21 protein-coding genes are annotated in these 18,005 nt (G+C 61.4%); 9 read left to right on the top strand and 12 right to left on the bottom strand.

Annotated features, from left to right (window positions below):
- The first annotated feature begins 20 nt into the window (after positions 1–20).
- On the top strand, positions 21–1,688 hold the full coding sequence (gene ettA, locus ACHMW6_RS34115) for an energy-dependent translational throttle protein EttA (protein WP_395403888.1): 1,668 nt from the start codon (positions 21–23) through the stop codon (positions 1,686–1,688).
- Positions 1,689–1,874: 186 nt separating this feature from the next.
- On the opposite strand, the gene ACHMW6_RS34120 is transcribed toward ettA, so the two are convergent.
- Together ACHMW6_RS34120 and ACHMW6_RS34125 are read right to left on the bottom strand one after the other, a co-directional pair.
- Positions 1,875–2,075, bottom strand: coding sequence for a hypothetical protein (locus tag ACHMW6_RS34120; protein ID WP_395403890.1), 201 nt, complete (start codon positions 2,073–2,075; stop codon positions 1,875–1,877).
- The gene (locus ACHMW6_RS34125; protein ID WP_395403892.1) at positions 2,068–2,661 is read right to left on the bottom strand and encodes a YdeI family protein; all 594 of its coding nucleotides are present in this window, start codon (positions 2,659–2,661) and stop codon (positions 2,068–2,070) included. The genes ACHMW6_RS34120 and ACHMW6_RS34125 overlap by 8 nt, the downstream gene beginning before the upstream one ends.
- 116 nt (positions 2,662–2,777) lie before the next feature.
- Between ACHMW6_RS34125 and ACHMW6_RS34130 the strand changes: the two genes are divergently transcribed.
- Complete coding sequence (locus tag ACHMW6_RS34130) at positions 2,778–3,239, top strand: DUF6265 family protein (protein ID WP_395403894.1); 462 nt, start codon at positions 2,778–2,780, stop codon at positions 3,237–3,239.
- A gap of 97 nt (positions 3,240–3,336) precedes the next feature.
- Here the strand turns inward: ACHMW6_RS34130 and ACHMW6_RS34135 are convergent, their stop codons facing one another.
- The 3 genes from ACHMW6_RS34135 to ACHMW6_RS34145 form a co-directional block, all read right to left on the bottom strand.
- Positions 3,337–3,732: an outer membrane protein gene (locus tag ACHMW6_RS34135; protein WP_395403896.1), complete on the bottom strand. Its 396-nt coding sequence runs from the start codon at positions 3,730–3,732 to the stop codon at positions 3,337–3,339.
- A complete protein-coding gene (locus ACHMW6_RS34140; protein WP_395403898.1) occupies positions 3,732–3,926 on the bottom strand; it encodes a hypothetical protein in 195 nt (64 codons plus the stop codon). The genes ACHMW6_RS34135 and ACHMW6_RS34140 overlap by 1 nt, the downstream gene beginning before the upstream one ends.
- Positions 3,927–4,109: 183 nt before the next feature.
- Positions 4,110–4,682, bottom strand: a complete 573-nt coding sequence (locus ACHMW6_RS34145; protein ID WP_395403900.1) for an alpha-ketoglutarate-dependent dioxygenase AlkB family protein — start codon at positions 4,680–4,682, stop codon at positions 4,110–4,112.
- Between the two features lie 44 nt (positions 4,683–4,726).
- Between ACHMW6_RS34145 and ACHMW6_RS34150 the strand changes: the two genes are divergently transcribed.
- The gene (locus ACHMW6_RS34150; RefSeq protein WP_395403902.1) at positions 4,727–5,305 is read left to right on the top strand and encodes a molybdopterin-dependent oxidoreductase; all 579 of its coding nucleotides are present in this window, start codon (positions 4,727–4,729) and stop codon (positions 5,303–5,305) included.
- Here ACHMW6_RS34150 and ACHMW6_RS34155 read toward each other — a convergent pair.
- From ACHMW6_RS34155 to ACHMW6_RS34185, 7 genes are all read right to left on the bottom strand, one after another.
- Positions 5,296–5,658 carry a hypothetical protein gene (locus ACHMW6_RS34155; RefSeq protein ID WP_395403904.1) on the bottom strand — a complete coding sequence of 121 codons (363 nt, stop codon included), beginning with the start codon at positions 5,656–5,658 and terminating at the stop codon, positions 5,296–5,298. The two genes, ACHMW6_RS34150 and ACHMW6_RS34155, sit on opposite strands and share 10 nt — an antisense overlap.
- Positions 5,659–5,913: 255 nt before the next feature.
- The gene (locus tag ACHMW6_RS34160) at positions 5,914–6,741 is read right to left on the bottom strand and encodes a Rossmann-like and DUF2520 domain-containing protein (protein WP_395403906.1); all 828 of its coding nucleotides are present in this window, start codon (positions 6,739–6,741) and stop codon (positions 5,914–5,916) included.
- Complete coding sequence (locus tag ACHMW6_RS34165) at positions 6,741–7,325, bottom strand: DUF924 family protein (RefSeq protein ID WP_395403908.1); 585 nt, start codon at positions 7,323–7,325, stop codon at positions 6,741–6,743. Before ACHMW6_RS34165 ends, ACHMW6_RS34160 begins: the two co-directional genes overlap by 1 nt.
- Positions 7,326–7,334: 9 nt before the next feature.
- On the bottom strand, positions 7,335–8,078 hold the full coding sequence (locus ACHMW6_RS34170; protein ID WP_395403910.1) for an MgtC/SapB family protein: 744 nt from the start codon (positions 8,076–8,078) through the stop codon (positions 7,335–7,337).
- Positions 8,079–8,090: 12 nt separating this feature from the next.
- On the bottom strand, positions 8,091–8,351 hold the full coding sequence (locus tag ACHMW6_RS34175; RefSeq protein WP_395403912.1) for a hypothetical protein: 261 nt from the start codon (positions 8,349–8,351) through the stop codon (positions 8,091–8,093).
- Positions 8,348–10,153: an aminopeptidase P family protein gene (locus tag ACHMW6_RS34180; RefSeq protein WP_395403914.1), complete on the bottom strand. Its 1,806-nt coding sequence runs from the start codon at positions 10,151–10,153 to the stop codon at positions 8,348–8,350. The genes ACHMW6_RS34175 and ACHMW6_RS34180 overlap by 4 nt, the downstream gene beginning before the upstream one ends.
- Before the next feature lie 84 nt (positions 10,154–10,237).
- The gene (locus tag ACHMW6_RS34185) at positions 10,238–10,924 is read right to left on the bottom strand and encodes a Crp/Fnr family transcriptional regulator (protein WP_395403915.1); all 687 of its coding nucleotides are present in this window, start codon (positions 10,922–10,924) and stop codon (positions 10,238–10,240) included.
- Between the two features lie 179 nt (positions 10,925–11,103).
- Between ACHMW6_RS34185 and ACHMW6_RS34190 the strand changes: the two genes are divergently transcribed.
- Genes ACHMW6_RS34190 through ACHMW6_RS34215 form a run of 6 tightly spaced genes read left to right on the top strand, consistent with a single transcriptional unit; the run spans position 11,104 to position 17,996 of the window.
- Positions 11,104–13,014 (top strand): AMP-binding protein, encoded by a 1,911-nt coding sequence (locus ACHMW6_RS34190; RefSeq protein WP_395408781.1) that lies wholly within the window; start codon positions 11,104–11,106, stop codon positions 13,012–13,014.
- The gene (locus tag ACHMW6_RS34195) at positions 13,011–13,841 is read left to right on the top strand and encodes an ABC transporter ATP-binding protein (protein WP_395403917.1); all 831 of its coding nucleotides are present in this window, start codon (positions 13,011–13,013) and stop codon (positions 13,839–13,841) included. The genes ACHMW6_RS34190 and ACHMW6_RS34195 overlap by 4 nt, the downstream gene beginning before the upstream one ends.
- Before the next feature lie 7 nt (positions 13,842–13,848).
- A complete protein-coding gene (locus tag ACHMW6_RS34200; RefSeq protein WP_395408782.1) occupies positions 13,849–14,745 on the top strand; it encodes a branched-chain amino acid ABC transporter permease in 897 nt (298 codons plus the stop codon).
- 1 nt (position 14,746) lies between these two features.
- A complete protein-coding gene (locus tag ACHMW6_RS34205; protein ID WP_395403919.1) occupies positions 14,747–15,805 on the top strand; it encodes a branched-chain amino acid ABC transporter permease in 1,059 nt (352 codons plus the stop codon).
- Positions 15,806–15,834: 29 nt separating this feature from the next.
- Entirely contained in the window at positions 15,835–17,142 is a 1,308-nt protein-coding gene (locus tag ACHMW6_RS34210) for an ABC transporter substrate-binding protein (RefSeq protein ID WP_395403921.1), read from the top strand.
- Positions 17,139–17,996 carry an ABC transporter ATP-binding protein gene (locus tag ACHMW6_RS34215; protein WP_395403923.1) on the top strand — a complete coding sequence of 286 codons (858 nt, stop codon included), beginning with the start codon at positions 17,139–17,141 and terminating at the stop codon, positions 17,994–17,996. Before ACHMW6_RS34210 ends, ACHMW6_RS34215 begins: the two co-directional genes overlap by 4 nt.
- Positions 17,997–18,005: the final 9 nt, after the last annotated feature.

The raw sequence follows: 18,005 nt of genomic DNA on the forward strand, positions 1-18,005 counted from the left end.
AAAAAACCGAGAATTTCCTGATGGCAAACTACGTCTATACCATGAACCGCGTGGGCAAAATCGTCCCGCCCAAGCGCCAGATCCTGAAAGATATTTCGCTGTCCTTCTTCCCGGGCGCGAAGATCGGCGTGCTGGGCCTGAACGGCTCCGGTAAGTCGACTCTGCTGAAAATCATGGCCGGCATCGATACCGACATCCAGGGCGAAGCACGCCCGATGCCCGGCCTGAACATCGGCTACCTGCCACAGGAACCGCAACTCGACCCGGAAAAGACCGTGCGCCAGGAAGTCGAGTCCGGCCTGGGCGAAGCCTTCAGCGCGCAAGCCCAGCTGGAAGCCGTGTACGCCGCCTACGCTGATGAGGACGCGGACTTCGACGCGCTGGCGAAGGAGCAGGAACGCCTGGAATCGATCATCGCCGCAGCCGACGGCGGCAACCTGAACCTGCAGCTGGAAATGGCCGCCGACGCGCTGCGCCTGCCGCCGTGGGACCAGAAGATCGGCGTACTGTCCGGCGGTGAAAAGCGCCGCGTGGCGCTGTGCAAGCTGCTGCTGTCCAAACCGGATATGCTGCTGCTCGACGAACCGACCAACCACCTGGACGCCGAATCCGTCGAATGGCTGGAGCAGTTCCTGGTGCGCTTCCCGGGCACCGTAGTCGGCATCACCCACGACCGCTACTTCCTCGACAACGCCGCCGAATGGATCCTGGAACTGGACCGCGGCCATGGCATTCCATGGAAGGGCAATTACTCTTCGTGGCTGGACCAGAAACAGGCACGCCTGAAGCAGGAAGAAGCGACTGAGTCCGCGCGCCAGAAAGCGCTGCAGAAAGAACTGGAATGGTCGCGCCAGAATCCGAAGGCGCGCCAGGCCAAGTCCAAGGCACGCATGGCCCGCTTCAACGAGCTGAGCGAATACGAATACCAGAAGCGCAATGAGACCCAGGAGATCTTCATCCCTGTGGCCGAGCGACTGGGCAACGATGTGATCGAGTTCAAGAACGTGTCGAAAGCGTTTGGCGACCGCCTGCTGATCGACAACCTGTCGTTCACCATTCCGCCGGGCGCGATCGTCGGCATCATCGGCCCGAACGGCGCCGGCAAATCGACGCTGTTCAAGATGATCGCCGGCGTTGAGCAGCCGGACTCGGGCGAAGTGGCGATCGGCAAGACCGCCAAGATCTCGCTGGTGGACCAGAGCCGCGACAAGCTGGACAACGAGAAGACCGTGTTCGAAGCCGTTTCCGGCGGCGCCGACATCCTGAGCGTGGGCCGCTTCGAAATGCCGTCACGCGCCTACGTGGGCCGCTTCAACTTCAAGGGCTCGGACCAGCAGAAGATCGTCGGCAACCTGTCCGGCGGTGAGCGTGGCCGACTGCACCTGGCCAAGACGCTGCTAATGGGCGGCAACGTCCTGCTGCTGGACGAGCCGTCCAACGACCTGGACGTGGAAACCCTGCGCGCGCTGGAAGACGCCCTGCTCGAGTTCGCCGGCTCGGTGATGGTGATCTCCCACGACCGCTGGTTCCTGGACCGTATCGCCACCCACATCCTGGCCTTCGAAGGCGACTCCCAGGTCACCTTCTTCGCAGGTAACTACCAGGAATACGAAGCCGACAAGAAAAAACGCCTCGGCGAAGAAGGCGCCAAGCCCAAGCGCATCCGCTATAAGCCGCTGCACGGCTAATCCCCCAAGCCCGCCTCCGCGGGCTTTTCTTTGCAATTCGGGGTCAGCTCTGTCATTCGGACATCCGAGCAGATTGTTTGAGCCAGATCAATACGCAAAATTGAGCGATTTCGCGTATTGATCCAAATCAAACAATGGGCGCGCGTGTCCGAATGACAAACCTGACCCCGAATTTTGACTGCGGTTTTAGTCTTTGCTGCCGGTGATTTTGTTCAGCAGTTCGTGGGGGATGGGCTGGCCGTTCGCGCTGAGGTGGCGGACGGTTTCGTGGAGTAATTTCAGCCGTGTCACTCTGACTACCGCCCACGCGATAATGCCGACGATAGGTATGAACAGGGCAATGATCGGAATCAGGATTGGCGAGAGATCGCGTAATAAATCAATCATTTAGTCCTCGCCCTTCGAGAATTTGGTCCATGCATTTTTCAACTCTTGATTCACGGGTTTTGGAGAGCTTGGGCGTTGCGAAGTGCAGCAGGTAGCCGCGCTGGCGGCCGGGTGTCAGGGCATAGAAGGCGTCGCGCAACGCGGGCAGTTCGTCGAATTTAATCTGCAGTTCTTCCGGCACCGGATACTCCTTCGTTTCCTTGAACTCGACTTTCTGGCCAGATTTCTCAACAGCGATCGCTTCCTGGATATAAGCCTTCAGGATTTTGGCCGACCTGGTAATTTCCTTGAGGCTGGTAAAGCGAATCTGACGTGCGGATTGCACATTTTCAGTTTGCTGGATCAGGATGCCGTTGGGGTCCTTCATCAGCGCGCCTTTGAAGAACAGCAGCGCAGTGTATTCCTTGAATGAATGGATCAGCACCACATTGCTTCCATCCAGCGTGTAACACGGCTGGCCCCACTTCATTTCTTCATTCAAGTCGCATTCGAGGACGATTTCCCGCAGTTTCGCCATCTCGTCCTTCCAGCTTGTGGCCTTGCCGAGAAAGGCATTCACTGCGGGATTCAACTGATGCTCTGTCATCGCTCACCTCGTAGAAAAATTTGAAAAATATTAACTCCTTCTTCACTTCTTGACGAGCAATTGCCTGATCCGAGTGTAATATTGTTAATGCTCAACATGGATGGGGGAGGCGGACGATGCGCAAACAATTTATCTGCGGACTGGTACTGGCCTGCGCCGGGGCGGCGGCATGCGCTGCGCCGATCGACAGCCTGAACTGGCTGGCAGGTTGCTGGGCCTCGGTGGGCGGTGAGCCAGGCTCGGGTGAGCATTGGTCGACGCCGGCAGGCGGCACGATGTTGAGCACCGCGCGCACGATCAAGAACGGCAAGACCGTCGGCTGGGAATTCGTGGTGATCCGCGAGGTCGAGCCGGGCAAGCTGGCGTATGTGGCCAAACCGCACAATCAGGCTGAGGCGGCCTTTCCGGCCGTGAAGCTGGAGGATGGCGAAGTGGTGTTCGAGAACCCGTCGCATGACTTCCCGCAGCGCATTATCTACAAGCGCAGCGGTGACGGCGTTGATGCGCGCATCGAGGGGATGTCGAAGGGGAAACTGAAAGGCATCGATTACCCGCTGAAGCGGGCTGCCTGCCAGTAAAAGGGCGAGGCGGGCACAAGGACATTAGCATCCGGGGGAATGCCGCTGTCGCGCCCGGCCTCTATCGGAGGCGGACCAGGCTGGTCCGCTGGCGAACTTAGAAGTTGAACTTGGCGCCGACGCTGATCGCGCCTTTGCGGCGGCCCTGGTCGATGTCATTCTTGCCGTAGTGTTCGTACTCGACCACTGCGGACACCTTCTGGTTAAACGCATATTCCGCGCCAACGCCGGCGTAGACCGAGGTCTTGCTGCTGTCGCCAGTGTTGTATACGGCAGCCAGGCCGGAAGTATTCACGTCGTTCTTGTTGTGAGCGACGCCCAGCTTACCGAAGACATTGATCTGCTCATTGACCGGCCAGGAAGCTTTGCCGGCGATGTAGTAGGACTTGGCGTGCGCGTCGATATTGCCGTTCAGGCCGTTGACGGTATAGCCGTAGCTGGACTTGCCGAAGTCGGTATAGCCGGCTTCGAGGCCGAAGTTCTTGTCGAACATCACGCCGCCGTAATCTTGCCGCCGTACTCGGTGCTTTTGCGGTCACCATTGCTGGTGTCGTTGGACAGGTTGTACTTGTGCTCGGAACCGATGACGCTGGCGCCGATGTACGGCTTCAGGTCTTCAGCGTGGGCAGTGGACAGTGCGCCTGCTGCACTGGCAGCAGTGATAAGGGCGAGTGCAATCTTCTTCATTTTCGTGATCTTTCAGCAAAGTTAAGTTGTTGTCTTGCTTGGGATCGCAGTTCGTTCAGTTATGAATTGCGATGGGGTGCACGATAACACTTGCCAAAATGAATGTGGGGAAAGATCCGGTAAGAATTGTATGAAGATGTAAGCGACCTTGAATTACAGATGTTGACCTCAAAATAGCGGAACTTAACCGCAGATGAGCCGGAAGGTGAGATTTATGCGCGGTCCGCGCGGAGTTCGCTCCTTGTTGATGCCATGTCGCCAACAATTCTGGAGTTTTCCGGACATCAACAACAAGCTGCCATCGGTGAGGTCCAGCTTGAGAGTTCTCGGCAGCTTTTTGTGCTTCAGGATGAAGGTGCGGGTCTCGCCAAAGCTTACCGACGCGATCGCCGGCTCGCGGCCCAGCTCCGGCTCATCGTCGCTGTGGAAGCCCATGCTGTCGTTTCCGTCGCGATAGTAGTTCAGCAGGACGCTGTTGAATTTCCTCCCGCTCACTTCCTCCACCACGCGCTTGATTGCCAGCTGCAGCGGCGTGAACGGCAGCGGATGGAAAGTCCGTCCCGAATAGGTGTAGCTTTTCTCACCATACCAGGCGCTCAGCCGTGGCTGCGGCACTTCCCTTCCGAACAGGAAGATCGTTTCCGCCTTCCATTCCGTCTCGTCCACCAGTTGGCGCACGATCTCGGCGTTGGACAGCCCCAGCGGCAGCTGGATCATAAAGGAAAGTTCGCCATCCTCGACGGGGATCGGCAGCAATTCAGGCTGTGCAGCAAATAGGTCCATTCCGCTATGATAATGGAATGCACAAACGACACTTTCTCTCCGCGCTGGCCGTGGCCGGCGCCCTGCCCTCGCTGGCGCCGGCGGCGCCCAAGTCGGCGCGCGGCCCGACGCTGTTGACCATCACCGGCGCCGTCGGCAAGCCGAACCGCGGTCCGTTCGACCAGGTCACGGACCAGATGATGTACAAGCAGAAGCTGCGTTTCGATAAAGCCTATGCCTTCGATTACGCGGCGCTGGATGCGCTGCCGGCGGTCACGATCAAGCCGGTGCTGGAGTATGACCGCAAGCAGCATGCACTGTCCGGCCCGCTGCTGCTGGATGTGCTGAAGACCGTCGGCGCGCCGCTGGATGGCACGGTGAAGCTGACATTGCGGGCGGTGGATGGCTATGCCGTCACCATGACGGTCGCGCAGGCGCAAGCCCAGCGCTTCATCGTGGCGACGAAAATGGATGGCGCGCCCATGTCGCTGGGCGGCCTCGGTCCGCTATGGGCGATCTATGAGCCGGAACGCATTCCGGAAATGGCAAGCAGGGCCGTGCAGGACCGTTTCGGTTCCTGCCCCTGGGCCCTGTATCACATCGACGTTCAGGCGTAGGCTTCGGCCAGCGACATCACGCGTGGCGTGACGGTCACGCCGATGTCGGTGAAGATCTTGTTGATGATGGCCATATTGGCTTCGGCCTCTTCCGGCTTCCAGCCTTTGAAGAGGTCGGTGCCGTCTTTCTGGAAGTGCAGGTCCAGCACCTTGCCGCGGTCCTTGTGGGTGTAGCCGGAACTGTGGGTCTGCTGGAAGCCGCCGGCGGCGAGAGCTTGCAGGACGGCGGTCGGAGGATTGTCCGGGTCGGTTGCCATGTATACGCCAAAGGTCTTGCCAGGCGGCTTGGCGGCGATGTCAACTTCATAGATGCCAGGCGCCTTGGTGACGGACGTAGTTTTCAAAAATAGCATTGCTTTCCCCTGATTACTTTTTGTGACAACTCCAAGTGGCCTAGCTTATTGCGTTGGGCGGGCTTTGTCGATGTTCATGGACAATTTTTTGCTCCTGCACAACAAATTTGTCTGGATTCGAGCGTTGGGCGACGGTGATTCGTTAGCCGCCCGTCCGCGCAGGCACGGCGGGCCTCGGCGGCCCCATATGATCCGCCCTACGCCAAAGTGGCAGATCATCCCGCGCAGCGGCAGGTCACCCGGCGCGAGGACGCGTCAGGGGCGGTGGGCGCGTTTGCGGGCGGCGAGGGCTACGGTGGGGGAGACCAGCGCATCATAGAGCTGTCCGGTGGCGGGATCCCAGGCGGCGACCGCGTCGTGCTGACGCTGGACGGTCGCCATATCGCCCCGCGCAATCGGCCCGCTGAGCGCCGGCGCCGCACCGAGGCGGAATACATTCTCCATCGATTCGCTGGCAAGGGGACGTGCCAGTTCGCGTGCCACATCCTCGGGAATGCCGGCCGCCTGGTAGGCGCGTAAAGCGGCGTCGAGCACCGTCACCAGATAGTTGGACGCAAATACCGCCGCCGCGTGATAAACCGTCTTGGCCGACGCATCGATCTGCACTGCCCGCGCGCCGATGGCCGAAAGCGCGGGCAAAAGCACGTCCAGCGCCTGTGCATCGCCTTCCACGCCGCAGAAGGTGCCATCAAACGCGGCAGCCACCGCCTCCATATCCGCAAAGCTGCGTATCGGATGCACGCTGGCCACGAAAGCGCCCGCATCGCGGGCCGCTTGCAGCAGGTTGGACGCCAGCGCGCCGCTGCAATGGAAAACCACCGCGCCCTTGAGCGGCACGGACGCGGCCAGCGCTTCGCAGGCCGGCACGATCTGGTCGTCCGTCACGGACAGCATGTAGACATCAGCAACAGCCAGCGCCGGGTAGGCGTCGAGCGGACGGCCGGCGCCAATGAAGGCGGCTGCCTCATTAGCCGACGCCGCCGAGCGGGCCAGCACGTCGGCCACAATAAAGCCGCCACGCGTGCCGAGCAAGCGGCCCAGCACGCGGCCCACATGGCCGCCGCCAATCACGGTAAGGCGCATCAGAACCCCGACCCCGGCTGCTTCAGGAATTCCACTTCCTCCGGCGTGGACTCGCGCCCGAGAATCTTGTTCCGGTGCGGGAAGCGTCCGAAGCGGCGGATGACTTCATGGTGCCGCTTCGCATAATCCAGCGTGCTGGCAAAGCCCTGCGCGTCGGCAGCCAGCATGGTGAACAGGTCCACGCAGCGGATCTGCATGGACAGGTTCTCGGCGTGCTCGAAGGGCATATAGGAAAACGCCCGCTGCACCGGCGGCAAGGTCTGGTTGGCGCCCGTATCGTCCAGCGCCTTGGCCGCTTCAAGGGCGAGCGGATCGCCGGCAAAAGACTTGGCCGTGCCGCGATAGATGTTGCGGGTGAACTGGTCCAGCACGATAATGCGGGCCAGCGTGCCTTGCGTGCCTTCATCGTCCCACTGGCGCAGGCCGCCCGCCAGCGCTTCCTCGACCACGCCGCCGAACTGGCTGAAAATCAGCTGATCGAATGCATCGTCCTTGCGGAACCACTCGGTGCGCTGCGTGTTGTGTCCTTTCACGCCGATGGGCAGGAACCAGAAATCCAGGATATCCTGGGCATTGATGATCAAGCTCGTCTCCTAGTTGCGTGCGTGGGTAACGTGGAAGCTCTCGATGCCTTCGAAGTGACACATTTCAGCCGCCAGCTTGGCCAGCGGCGCGCCACTGCGCTTGCTCAGCGCCAGCGCCACGAACTTCCATTCCTGTTTGCCTTCCGCCAGGCCGATGGTCAGGGAGCCGCCGGCGATTTCATAGCCGCGCTCCAGCGCCATCCTGCGCAAGGCGTCCTCCTGCGGCTCATAGCCCACCTTGAAGCGCATCGAAATCGCGATCGCATGCCGTGACGGCAGCCACGCCTCCAGTTTGGACAGGAAAATCATCGCCATCGCGCTCAGGAAGGCCAGGCCCATGGCGCCAAGATAAAAGCCTACGCCCACCATGACGCCGATCACGGACGAAGCCCAGATCGATGCCGCCGTGGTCAGGCCGCTGATATTGAAGCCCTCGCGCATGATCACGCCCGCGCCGAGGAAGCCGATGCCGGTCACGATGCCCTGGATCACGCGGGTGGGATCGGTGCCCACCAGCTCCGTCATATGACCACCGAACCATTGCGCGGGGTAGCCGCAGATTACGGTCAGAGAGGCCGAGGCCATGCAAACCAGGCCATAAGTGCGCATGCCGGCCGCGCGGCCGTGATAGGAGCGCTCATAGCCGACCAGCAGGCCAAGCGCCAGTGCACCGAGAAGGTTCAACAGGACTACGCCATTGGTCGCCAGCTCGCCGGAAGACCAATAGGCACGCAGGAAATCCACTGTGGGCATAAGCGCCTCGCCTTATTTTTCTGTTTTCTTGACCAGCTGCTTCTCGAATTCGGTATCGAGCTTGCTGACACGCCTTGCCTTCTGCGGCCCTTGCGCGTTGACGAAGGCAACAAAATCATCCAGCTCCATCGGGGGGCAGAGCGGCGGCCCGTCCGGCGTTTCGGACAGGTAGAAATGGCCTGCGCCCGTAATCGTCATCGAATACCCCTGGTTGCCGCTGCGCTCCTTCAGGCGCGCGAGCGCGTTGGAAGCCCTGGTGGAACGTGCGCTCATAGGAAGGCCGTCCTTTTCTCCAGCCAGGCCAGCGCATCCCCACTGATCAGGGGGCTCACGCGCGCCTTCACCATCGAGTGGTAGTTGTTCAGCCATTCGATTTCGTCGGCACGCAGCAGCGAGCGGTCGATGCAGCGCGTATCGATCGGGCACAGGGTCAGGGTTTCAAAGCGCAGGAATTCGCCGAATTCGGTGGACCCGGCGGGCACGTTCAGCACCAGGTTTTCGATGCGGATGCCCCGCTTGCCGGGACGGTACACGCCCGGCTCGTTGGACGTGATCATGCCCGGTTCCATGGCCGTATGCGGCTCGGGCGGCGTGGAGGGCGAAATCGACTGCGGCCCTTCGTGCACATTAAGGAAGTAGCCCACGCCGTGGCCGGTGCCGTGACCGAAGTCGATGCCGGCCGCCCACAGCGGCGCGCGGGCAATCGCGTCCAGCATCGGCGACTTGCAGCCGCGCGGGAAATGCGCGACGGAGAGCGCCATCATCCCTTTCAAGACCAGCGTGAAATCACGCTTCTGCTCAGGCGTAATGGTACCGACGCCAATCACCCGCGTGACATCGGTAGTGCCGCCCACGTACTGCCCGCCGGAGTCGATCAGCAGCAGTCCGTCGCCTCCGATCTGTGCGCAGCCCTTTTCGCTGGCGCGGTAATGCATGATGGCGCCGTTGGCGCGGAAGCCGGCAATGGTGCCGAAACTGGGGCTGATGAAGCCTGGACGGCGCTTGCGGAAGCCCAGCAGGTGCTCGCCGACCTCGTACTCATTCAGCGGCTCGCGGCGATTCAGGGCGCCTTCCAGCCAGCAGAAGAATTCGGCCAGCGCGGCGCCATCCTGCTCCATCGTCGCGCGGATATGGTCGGCTTCGGCCTCGGTCTTGCGCGCCTTGGCGAAGGTGGTCGGGTTCACGGCCTCGATCACGCGCACATGGTCCGGCACGGCCTGGCGCGTGCCGTAGGTGATGCGGCGCGGGTCCAGCAGCAGCACGGCATCTTCCGGCAGGGCGGCCAGCGCAGCGGCGGCTTGCTCGTAAGGCCGCACATGGATGCCGTCCGCCGCCAGTTCGCCGGCCAGGTCGGCCGCCACCTTGCCTTCGGCCACGAAGACCTGCGCCTGGCCGGCGTCGATCAACGCGTGGGACAGGAAGATCGGATTGAAATTCACGTCCGATCCGCGCAGGTTGAACAGCCAGGCGATATCGTCCAGCGTCGAGATGACGTGATGCGTGGCGCCGAGGCGGGCCATGTCGGCGCGCAATTCGGCCAGCTTGGTGCCGCGGCCTTTCGGCGCATACGGCGGCAAGTGCTCGTAGACCTGTTCAGTTGGCAGCGACGGGCGGTTGGTCCAGACTTCATCCAACACATCGAGGTCGGTGCGCAATTGCACGCCCGTGGCGCTTAGCGCGGCTTGCAGCAGGCGCGCGATCGACAGGCCCAGAACAGCGCCGTCCACTGCCACGGTCTGGCCGGCGCGCATGTTCTCCGCCAGCCAGTCCACATACTGCACGCTGGCGCCGGAACTGATCTTCATCAGCTGCACACCGGTGCCGGCCAGCTCGGACTCGGCCTGCGTCCAGTAGCGGCCATCGGTCCACACGCCCGCAAAATCGGCCGTGATGATGAAAGTGCCCACCGAACCCGTAAAATTGGACAGCCACTCGCGCCCCTGGAAGCGCGCAGGCAGGTATTCGGACAGGTGCGGATCGGCCGACGGCACCAGCAGCGCGTCGACCCCAAGGCGCTGCATGGCCTTCCGCAAGGCGGAAAGGCGCGCCGGTACTTGATTGGTAGAGTCTTCCATAGCGCGATGATACTACGGGGTCAGATCTGACAATCGGACAATTGCTCGGCCAAATGGCGGATTGTCAGATCTGACCCCGTGACTTCAAGCTTCGAAGCGGCGCAAGCCTTCCAGGTCGAGGATGCGGATGCCGCCGTAGTCGACCCGCACCAGGCCTTCCTTCTCCAGCACTTGCAAGGCCTGGTTGGCGCGCTGGCGCGAGGAGCCGGACAACAGCCCCACTTCTTCCTGCGAAATCTGCACCAGGCGCTCGATGCCGGGATAGAGATGGCTATTGAAGAGTGAGGCCAGGCAACGCGCGACGCGCGTGTCCGGGTCCAGCAAACGCTCGTTTTCGACCATGCCGATGAACTGGGCCAGCCGTTCATTGAGCTGCATCAACAGGAAGCGGGTGAAAGGCAGGCTATTCTCCAGCAGGTGATGGAAGGTGGCGGCCGGCATGCGGGCAATGCGGCTGTCGCGCAGGGTCATGGCGTCGTAGCGGCGGCGCTCGTCCTTCAGCAGTGAACCTTCGCCGAACCAGCCACCGGGCGGCACGCCCGTGAACGTGACGCTCTTCCCCGAAGGCGAGAAATTATTCATCTTGACCATGCCGGAAATGATGCCAATCCAGTTGTCGACCACCTCGCCCTTGTGGCAAACGAAGCCGCCCTTCGGGATGAACACCTCGAAGGTGGTCGCTTCCACCAGTTCCAATTGCTCAGCCGTAAGCGTCTGCGCCCAGATGGCTGAGCGTATGGCTTCCTTCAGGCTGGGGGTTTCCAATTTCATTGTTGCGCCGCACCATCAAAAGTCTTCGAATTGTCTCCGAAAAGACAACCTTGGCGAAATTCGCACGCTAATATCATCACACAAATCGCGCCACCTACCCAAAACATGTAGATGCCTCTTTAAAGAGGACGAAGGAGACCAAGGTGCAGAACGAGTTGAACACCTTCCCGCGCCAGCTGATGGCACATGGAAGAGAACGGCCGAACAAGCCCGCATTCCGCGAGAAGTACCTGGGCATCTGGCAGACCTGGAACTGGTCGCAGGTGAACGAGGAAGTCCGCGCACTGGCATGCGGCCTTGCAGCACTGGGCTTCCAGCGCGGCATGAACCTGGCGATCATCGGCGATAACCGTCCGCGCCTTTACTGGGCCATGCTGGCGGCGCAGTGCCTGGGCGGCGTGCCGGTGCCGCTGTACCAGGATGCACCTGCGGCCGACATGTCCTACGTCCTCGAAAACGCTGAAATCAAATACGCGATCGTCGAGGACCAGGAGCAGGTCGACAAGCTGCTCGAACTGATCGGCTGCTGCCCCGACATCGCCCACATCGCCTACGAAGACGAACGGGGCATGCGCAACTACACGCACAAGGAGCTGATCTCCTATGCGAAGCTGCAGGAACTGGGACGTGATTACGATAAGTCCCATCCCGGCTTCTACGAAAGCACCATCGCCACTGGCATGGAGTGCGATAACGCGATCATTCTCTACACGTCGGGTACGACGGGGAAACCTAAGGGGGTATGCCAGACGCATAAGGCATTGATCGCAGCCGCCACCGGCGGCATTGGGTTCGACAAGCTGAGCGACGAGGAAAACGTGCTCTCCTACCTGCCGATGGCATGGGTAGGCGACTGCCTCTTCTCCTTCGCGCAAGCCATGGTCGCGGGCTTCACAGTGAATTGCCCGGAATCGAGCGACACCGTCACGACGGATATGCGCGAGATCGGCCCTTCCTATTATTTCGCGCCGCCGCGCATCTTCGAAAACATGCTGACGCAAGTGATGATCCGCATGGAAGACGCAGGCGCGATCAAGCGCAAGATGTTCCATCACTATATGGAAGTTGCGCGCCGCTGCGGCGCCGATATCCTGAACGGCAAGCATGTGCCGCTCGGCGACCGCATCGAATACGCCATCGGCAATGTGCTGGTCTACGGACCGTTGAAGAATGTGCTGGGCCTGTCCCGCGTGCGCGTGGCCTACACGGCAGGCGCCGCGATCGGACCGGACCTCTTCAAGTTCTACCGCTCGATCGGCGTGAATCTCAAGCAGTTCTACGGTTCCACTGAAACCTGCGCCTACATCTGCTTCCAGCCTGACGGCAAGATCAAGTTCGACAGCGTGGGCCTGCCTGCGCCGGGCGTGGAAGTGAAGCTGGCCGCCAACGGCGAAGTGCTGGTGAAGTCGCCCACGCTGATGGACTGCTACTACAAGCGCCCGGACGCCACTAGCGAAGCGATCGACGGCGAAGGCTACTTCCACACGGGCGACGCCGGCTTCTTCGACAACGACGGCCACCTGAAAATCATCGACCGCGCAGCCGACGTGGGCAAGATGAACAACGGCTCCATGTTCGCGCCGAACTATATCGAGAACAAGCTGAAGTTCTTCCCCTTCATCAAGGAAGCCGTCAGCTTCGGCAACCAGCGCGACCAGGTGTGCGCCTTCATCAATATCGATATGGAGGCCGTGGGCAACTGGGCCGAACGGCGCGGCATCGCCTACTCCGGCTATACCGACCTGGCGGCCAACAGGCAGGTGTACGAACTGGTGAAGGAGTGCGTGGAAAAAGTCAACGCCGACCTGGCCGGCGAAGCACTGATGGGCGATACCCAGGTCCACCGCTTCCTCGTCCTGCACAAGGAGCTCGATCCCGACGACGATGAACTGACCCGTACCCGCAAGGTGCGCCGCCGCTTCATCGCGGACAAATACGCCGTGCTGATCGACGCACTGTACGGCGGCAAGCCATCGCAATACATCGAAACCCAGGTCAAGTTCGAGGATGGACGCACCGGCGTCGTATCCGCCGACCTGAAAATCTGGGACAGCAAGACCTTCCCTGTCGTAACGCGGCAAGCCGCATGAGCGAGGCCATTATGCAGATGAATGAAACGGATGCGATGCTGGACGCAGGGCGGAATATTGGCCCGGTGATCCTGGACCTGCAGAATATTTCGCTGTCTTTCGGCGGGGTCAAGGCGCTGACCAATATCTCCTTCAATGTGCGCGAGCACGAGATCCGCGCCATCATCGGTCCCAACGGCGCGGGCAAGAGCTCGATGCTGAACGTGATCAATGGCGTGTACCGCCCGCAGCAGGGCCAGATCATGTACCGCGGCGAGCAGCGCAAGAATATGGACTGCTACCACGCGGCGAAGTCCGGCATCGCCCGCACCTTCCAGAACATCGCCCTGTTCAAGGGCATGACGGTGCTGGACAACATCATGACCGGCCGTAACCTGAAGATGCAGACCAACTTCCTGCTGCAGGCCCTTTACTGGGGCCCGGCGCGGCGCGAGGAAATCGCGCACCGCATGAAGTGCGAGGAAATCATCGACTTCCTGGAAATCCAGCATATCCGCAAGACGCCCGTGGGCCGACTGCCTTATGGCCTGCAAAAGCGCGTGGAACTGGGCCGCGCCCTGGCCGCCGAGCCGCAGATCCTGCTGCTGGACGAGCCGATGGCCGGCATGAACGTGGAAGAGAAGCAGGACATGTGCCGCTTCATCCTGGACGTGAACGAGCAGTTCGGCACCACCATCGTGCTGATCGAGCACGATATGGGCGTGGTGATGGATATCTCGGACCGCGTAGTGGTGCTGGACTACGGCAAGAAGATCGGCGACGGCACGCCGGATGAAGTCCGCACCAACCAGGAAGTGATCAACGCATACCTCGGCACGGCGCATTGACATGAACATCAATTTCTTCTTCGAAGTGCTGATCGGCGGCCTGCTGTCGGGCGTGATGTATGCGCTGGTGGCGATCGGCTTTGTGCTGATCTACAAGGCTTCCGGCGTCTTCAACTTCGCCCAGGGCGCCATGGTGTTCTTCGCCGCCCTCACCTGCGTCGGCTTCATGGACAAGTTCGGATTCTCGCTGTGGCTGGCCATCCCCGCCACCATCGTGGCGATGATCATCCTCGGCTTCGCCATCGAGCGCGTGGTGCTGCGGCCCCTCGTCAACCAGCCGGAAATCACACTGTTCATGGCCACCATCGGCCTCGCCTTCTTCATCGAGGGCCTGGCGCAGCTGATCTGGGGTTCGCAAGTGCACAAGCTGGACGTTCCGATCGAGGACGTGCCGATGCAGGTGCTGATGGACAAGTTCAACATCATCGTGTCCCAGTTCGACGTCACGGCGGCCGCCATCTGCGCCATCATGGTCACGGTGCTGGCCCTGCTGTTCGCCAAGACCAAGATCGGCCGAGCCCTGCGCGCCGTGGCGGACGACCACCAGGCCGCGCTGGCCGTCGGCATTCCGCTGCAGCGCATCTGGGGCATCCTGTGGGCGGTGGCTGGCATAGTGGCCCTGGTAGCCGGCCTGCTGTGGGGCGCACGCAATGGCGTGCAGTTCGCGCTGACCTTCATTGCGCTGAAGGCGCTGCCGGTACTGATCCTGGGCGGCTTCACCTCCGTGCCGGGCGCCATTGTCGGTGGCCTGATAATCGGCGCTTCCGAAAAGCTGGCCGAAGTCTATATCGGCCCGGCGGTGGGCGGCGGCATCGAGGGCTGGTTCCCGTATGTGCTGGCCCTGCTGTTCCTGCTGGTGCGGCCTGAAGGCCTGTTCGGCGAAAAAATCATCCGGAGGATCTGAGATGTTCTACCGTGAAGCAGGACAATTCAAGACCAGCTACGAAGCGGACGGCCAGATCCTGCCGATCCGCCAGGACCGCATCGCCCTGTTTGCGACGCTGGCCCTGGCCGCACTGGTACTGCCGACTTTCTCGTCGCCCTATATCCTGTCCGCCATCCTGATCCCCTTCCTGATCTTTGCGCTGGCGGCGCTGGGCCTCAATATCCTGACTGGCTATGCGGGACAGCTGTCGCTAGGGACGGCTGCCTTCATGGCGGTGGGTGCTTTCGCCTCCTACAACTTCGTGCTGCGCATCCCCGGCATCCCGGTGCTGCTGGCCTTCGTGCTGGGCGGCCTGAGCGCCGCGATCGTGGGCATGGCATTCGGCCTGCCTTCGCTGCGCATCCGCGGCTTCTACCTGGCTGCGTCCACGCTGGCCACGCAGTTCTTCGTGGTGTGGTGCCTGACCAAGATCGGCTGGCTGACGAACTACAGCTCCTCCGGCGTGATCACCGCGCAGAAGATGGAAATCCTCGGCTACGCATTCGACACGCCGGCCCGCAAATACATGCTGGTGCTGGTGATCGTTGCGCTGATGGCGCTGATGGCGAAGAACATGATCCGCTCCAACGTGGGCCGCTCCTGGATGGCCGTGCGCGACATGGACGTGGCGGCCGAAGTGATCGGCTTCCGCCTGATGCGCACCAAGCTGCTGGCCTTTGCCGTCAGCTCCTTCTACTGCGGCGTGGCGGGCGCGCTGTATGCCTTTGCCTATCTCGGCACGGTGGAACCGGAAGCCTACAACCTGGACCTCTCCTTCCGCATCCTGTTCATGATCATCATCGGCGGCGTCGGTTCGGTGCTCGGTTCCTTCCTCGGCGCCGCCTTCATCGTGCTGCTGCCGGTCTTCCTGAATATTCTCGCGCACGTCCTGGCTTTGCCCACCAGCGTTGCGTCCAACCTCGAACTGATGGTGTTCGGCGCTCTGATTATTTTCTTCCTGATCGTGGAACCTCACGGTCTGGCGCGTTTGTGGCAAATCGGTAAAGAGAAACTTCGCCTGTGGCCTTTCCCGCACTGAGCGATCCATAACTACTCTTGGAGACATAAATGAAGATGAAATCCCTCGTACTTGGCATTGCAACCGCTTGCTGCGTGGTTACCACCGCCTGGGCCCAACAGCCCTCCGAGCAGTTCGTTGCCCTGCCCTCTTACCGAGTGGGCCCGTATGCGGCGGGCGGTTCCGGCTTCTATGGCGGCATCATCGACTACTTCAATCTCGTCAACGCCAACGGCGGTGTGAATGGCGTGAAGATCAGCTGGGAAGAATGCGAGACCGAATACAACCCGTCGCGCGGCGTGGAATGCTATGAACGCTTGAAGACCAAGAATGGCGGCGCCACCGTGGTGGAACCGCTGTCCACCGGCATCGCCTACGGCGTACTGGATCGCCTGCCGGCCGACAAGGTGCCGATGACCACCCTCGGCTACGGCCGCTCCGATGCCGCCAACGGCAAGGTCTTCCCCTATGTGTTCCCCCTGATCTCCAACTACTGGAGCCAGGCGGCCGCCATGATCAAGTACCTGGCGGACAAGCACGGTGGCTCGCTGAAGGGCAAGAAGATCGTGCACCTGTACCACGACTCGGCCTTCGGCAAGGAACCCTTGCCGGTGCTGGAAGCGCTGGCCGCCCAGCAGGGCTTTGAACTGATCAAGATCCCGGTGGCGCCACCGGGCAGCGAGCAGCAGTCGCAGTGGCTGCAAATCCGCCAGGCCAATCCGGACCACGTGATCCTGTGGGGTTGGGGCGTGATGAATTCTGTCGCCATCAAGACGGCGCAGCGCAACGGCTTCCCGCGCGAGAAGATGCTGGGCGTGTGGTGGGCCGGTTCGGAAGAAGATACCGTTCCATCGGGCGATGCAGCGAAAGGCTATACGGCGATGACCTTCAACACGCCGGGCCATTATCCGCTGCTGGATGACCTGAAGAAGAAGGTGTACGCGGCCGGCAAGGGCAACCTGGCCGACCAGTCGCGCATCGGTTCCGTCTACCACATGCGCGGCCTGACCGCCGGCGTCATGTATGTGGAAGCGATGCGCGCCGCGCAGGAGAAATTCGGCAAAGGCAAGCCGGTCACGGGAGAGCAGTTGCGCTGGGGCCTGGAGAACCTGAACGTGGACGAGGCCCGCCAGAAGGCCCTCGGCGTGTTCAATATGTTCCCGCCTGTGAAAACCAGCTGTGATGACCACGAAGGCTCGGGTGCCGTAAAGGTGCAGCAGTGGGATGGCAAGAAATGGGTCGCGATCACGCCGAACTGGGTAATCGGCGATAAGGCGCTGGTACGCAAGCTGACCGATGAGTCGTCAGCCAAGTACGCAGCTGAGAAAAAAATTATTCCGGCCTGCATGAAGTCATGAGCACACTGCACCCAGCACACGCTGCGGCGGCCCCCACGGCCGTCGCAGCGCCGCAGCCCTACCTCTCCGTCAATAACATCGAGGTGATCTACGACCATGTGATCCTCGTGCTGAAAGGCGTGTCGCTGCAGGTCCCGCAGGGCAAGATCGTTGCCCTGCTGGGCGCCAACGGCGCCGGCAAATCGACCACGCTGAAGACCATCTCGACCCTGCTGCGCAATGAGCGCGGCGATGTGACCAAGGGCGAGGTGCTGTTCAAGGGCGAACGCATCGACCAGCTCACCCCGAATGAGCTGGTGCGGCGCGGCCTGTCGCAGGTGATGGAGGGGAGGCACTGCTTCGGCCACCTGACCATCGAGGAAAACCTGCTGACGGGCGCCTTCACCCGCAGCGATTCGCGCGCCGCACTGCGCGAGTCGCTGGAAAAGGTCTATCACTACTTCCCGCGGCTGAAGGAGCGCCGCCAGAGCCAGGCGGGCTACACCTCGGGCGGCGAGCAGCAGATGTGCGCCATCGGGCGCGCGCTGATGGCCAAGCCTTCCATGATCCTGCTGGACGAACCGTCGATGGGCATCGCGCCGCAGATCGTGGAAGAGATCTTCGGCATCGTGAAAGACTTGAACGTGAAGGAAAACGTGTCCTTCCTGCTGGCCGAGCAGAACACCATGGTGGCGCTGCGCTATGCGGACTTCGGCTACATCCTGGAGAACGGCCGCGTAGTGATGGAAGGCGACGCCCAGGAACTGGTCAGCAATGAAGACGTGAAGGAATTCTATCTGGGCATGTCCGGCGCGGGCCGCAAGAGCTTCCGGGACATGAAGTTTTACCGCCGCCGCAAGCGCTGGCTGGCTTGACGAAAGACG

Origin of the sequence: Pseudoduganella sp. UC29_106, from assembly GCF_044055365.1 — a bacterium.
Lineage (GTDB): Bacteria > Pseudomonadota > Gammaproteobacteria > Burkholderiales > Burkholderiaceae_D > Rugamonas.

Coding starts and splice junctions, on each gene's coding strand:
- ettA (WP_395403888.1), top strand. CDS start 21: ATGGCAAACTACGTCTATACCATGAACCGCGTGGGCAAAATCGTCCCG.
- ACHMW6_RS34120 (WP_395403890.1), bottom strand. CDS start 2,075: ATGATTGATTTATTACGCGATCTCTCGCCAATCCTGATTCCGATCATT.
- ACHMW6_RS34125 (WP_395403892.1), bottom strand. CDS start 2,661: ATGACAGAGCATCAGTTGAATCCCGCAGTGAATGCCTTTCTCGGCAAG.
- ACHMW6_RS34130 (WP_395403894.1), top strand. CDS start 2,778: ATGCGCAAACAATTTATCTGCGGACTGGTACTGGCCTGCGCCGGGGCG.
- ACHMW6_RS34135 (WP_395403896.1), bottom strand. CDS start 3,732: ATGTTCGACAAGAACTTCGGCCTCGAAGCCGGCTATACCGACTTCGGC.
- ACHMW6_RS34140 (WP_395403898.1), bottom strand. CDS start 3,926: ATGAAGAAGATTGCACTCGCCCTTATCACTGCTGCCAGTGCAGCAGGC.
- ACHMW6_RS34150 (WP_395403902.1), top strand. CDS start 4,727: ATGCACAAACGACACTTTCTCTCCGCGCTGGCCGTGGCCGGCGCCCTG.
- ACHMW6_RS34155 (WP_395403904.1), bottom strand. CDS start 5,658: ATGCTATTTTTGAAAACTACGTCCGTCACCAAGGCGCCTGGCATCTAT.
- ACHMW6_RS34160 (WP_395403906.1), bottom strand. CDS start 6,741: ATGCGCCTTACCGTGATTGGCGGCGGCCATGTGGGCCGCGTGCTGGGC.
- ACHMW6_RS34170 (WP_395403910.1), bottom strand. CDS start 8,078: ATGCCCACAGTGGATTTCCTGCGTGCCTATTGGTCTTCCGGCGAGCTG.
- ACHMW6_RS34175 (WP_395403912.1), bottom strand. CDS start 8,351: ATGAGCGCACGTTCCACCAGGGCTTCCAACGCGCTCGCGCGCCTGAAG.
- ACHMW6_RS34180 (WP_395403914.1), bottom strand. CDS start 10,153: ATGGAAGACTCTACCAATCAAGTACCGGCGCGCCTTTCCGCCTTGCGG.
- ACHMW6_RS34185 (WP_395403915.1), bottom strand. CDS start 10,924: ATGAAATTGGAAACCCCCAGCCTGAAGGAAGCCATACGCTCAGCCATC.
- ACHMW6_RS34190 (WP_395408781.1), top strand. CDS start 11,104: ATGGCACATGGAAGAGAACGGCCGAACAAGCCCGCATTCCGCGAGAAG.
- ACHMW6_RS34195 (WP_395403917.1), top strand. CDS start 13,011: ATGAGCGAGGCCATTATGCAGATGAATGAAACGGATGCGATGCTGGAC.
- ACHMW6_RS34205 (WP_395403919.1), top strand. CDS start 14,747: ATGTTCTACCGTGAAGCAGGACAATTCAAGACCAGCTACGAAGCGGAC.
- ACHMW6_RS34210 (WP_395403921.1), top strand. CDS start 15,835: ATGAAGATGAAATCCCTCGTACTTGGCATTGCAACCGCTTGCTGCGTG.
- ACHMW6_RS34215 (WP_395403923.1), top strand. CDS start 17,139: ATGAGCACACTGCACCCAGCACACGCTGCGGCGGCCCCCACGGCCGTC.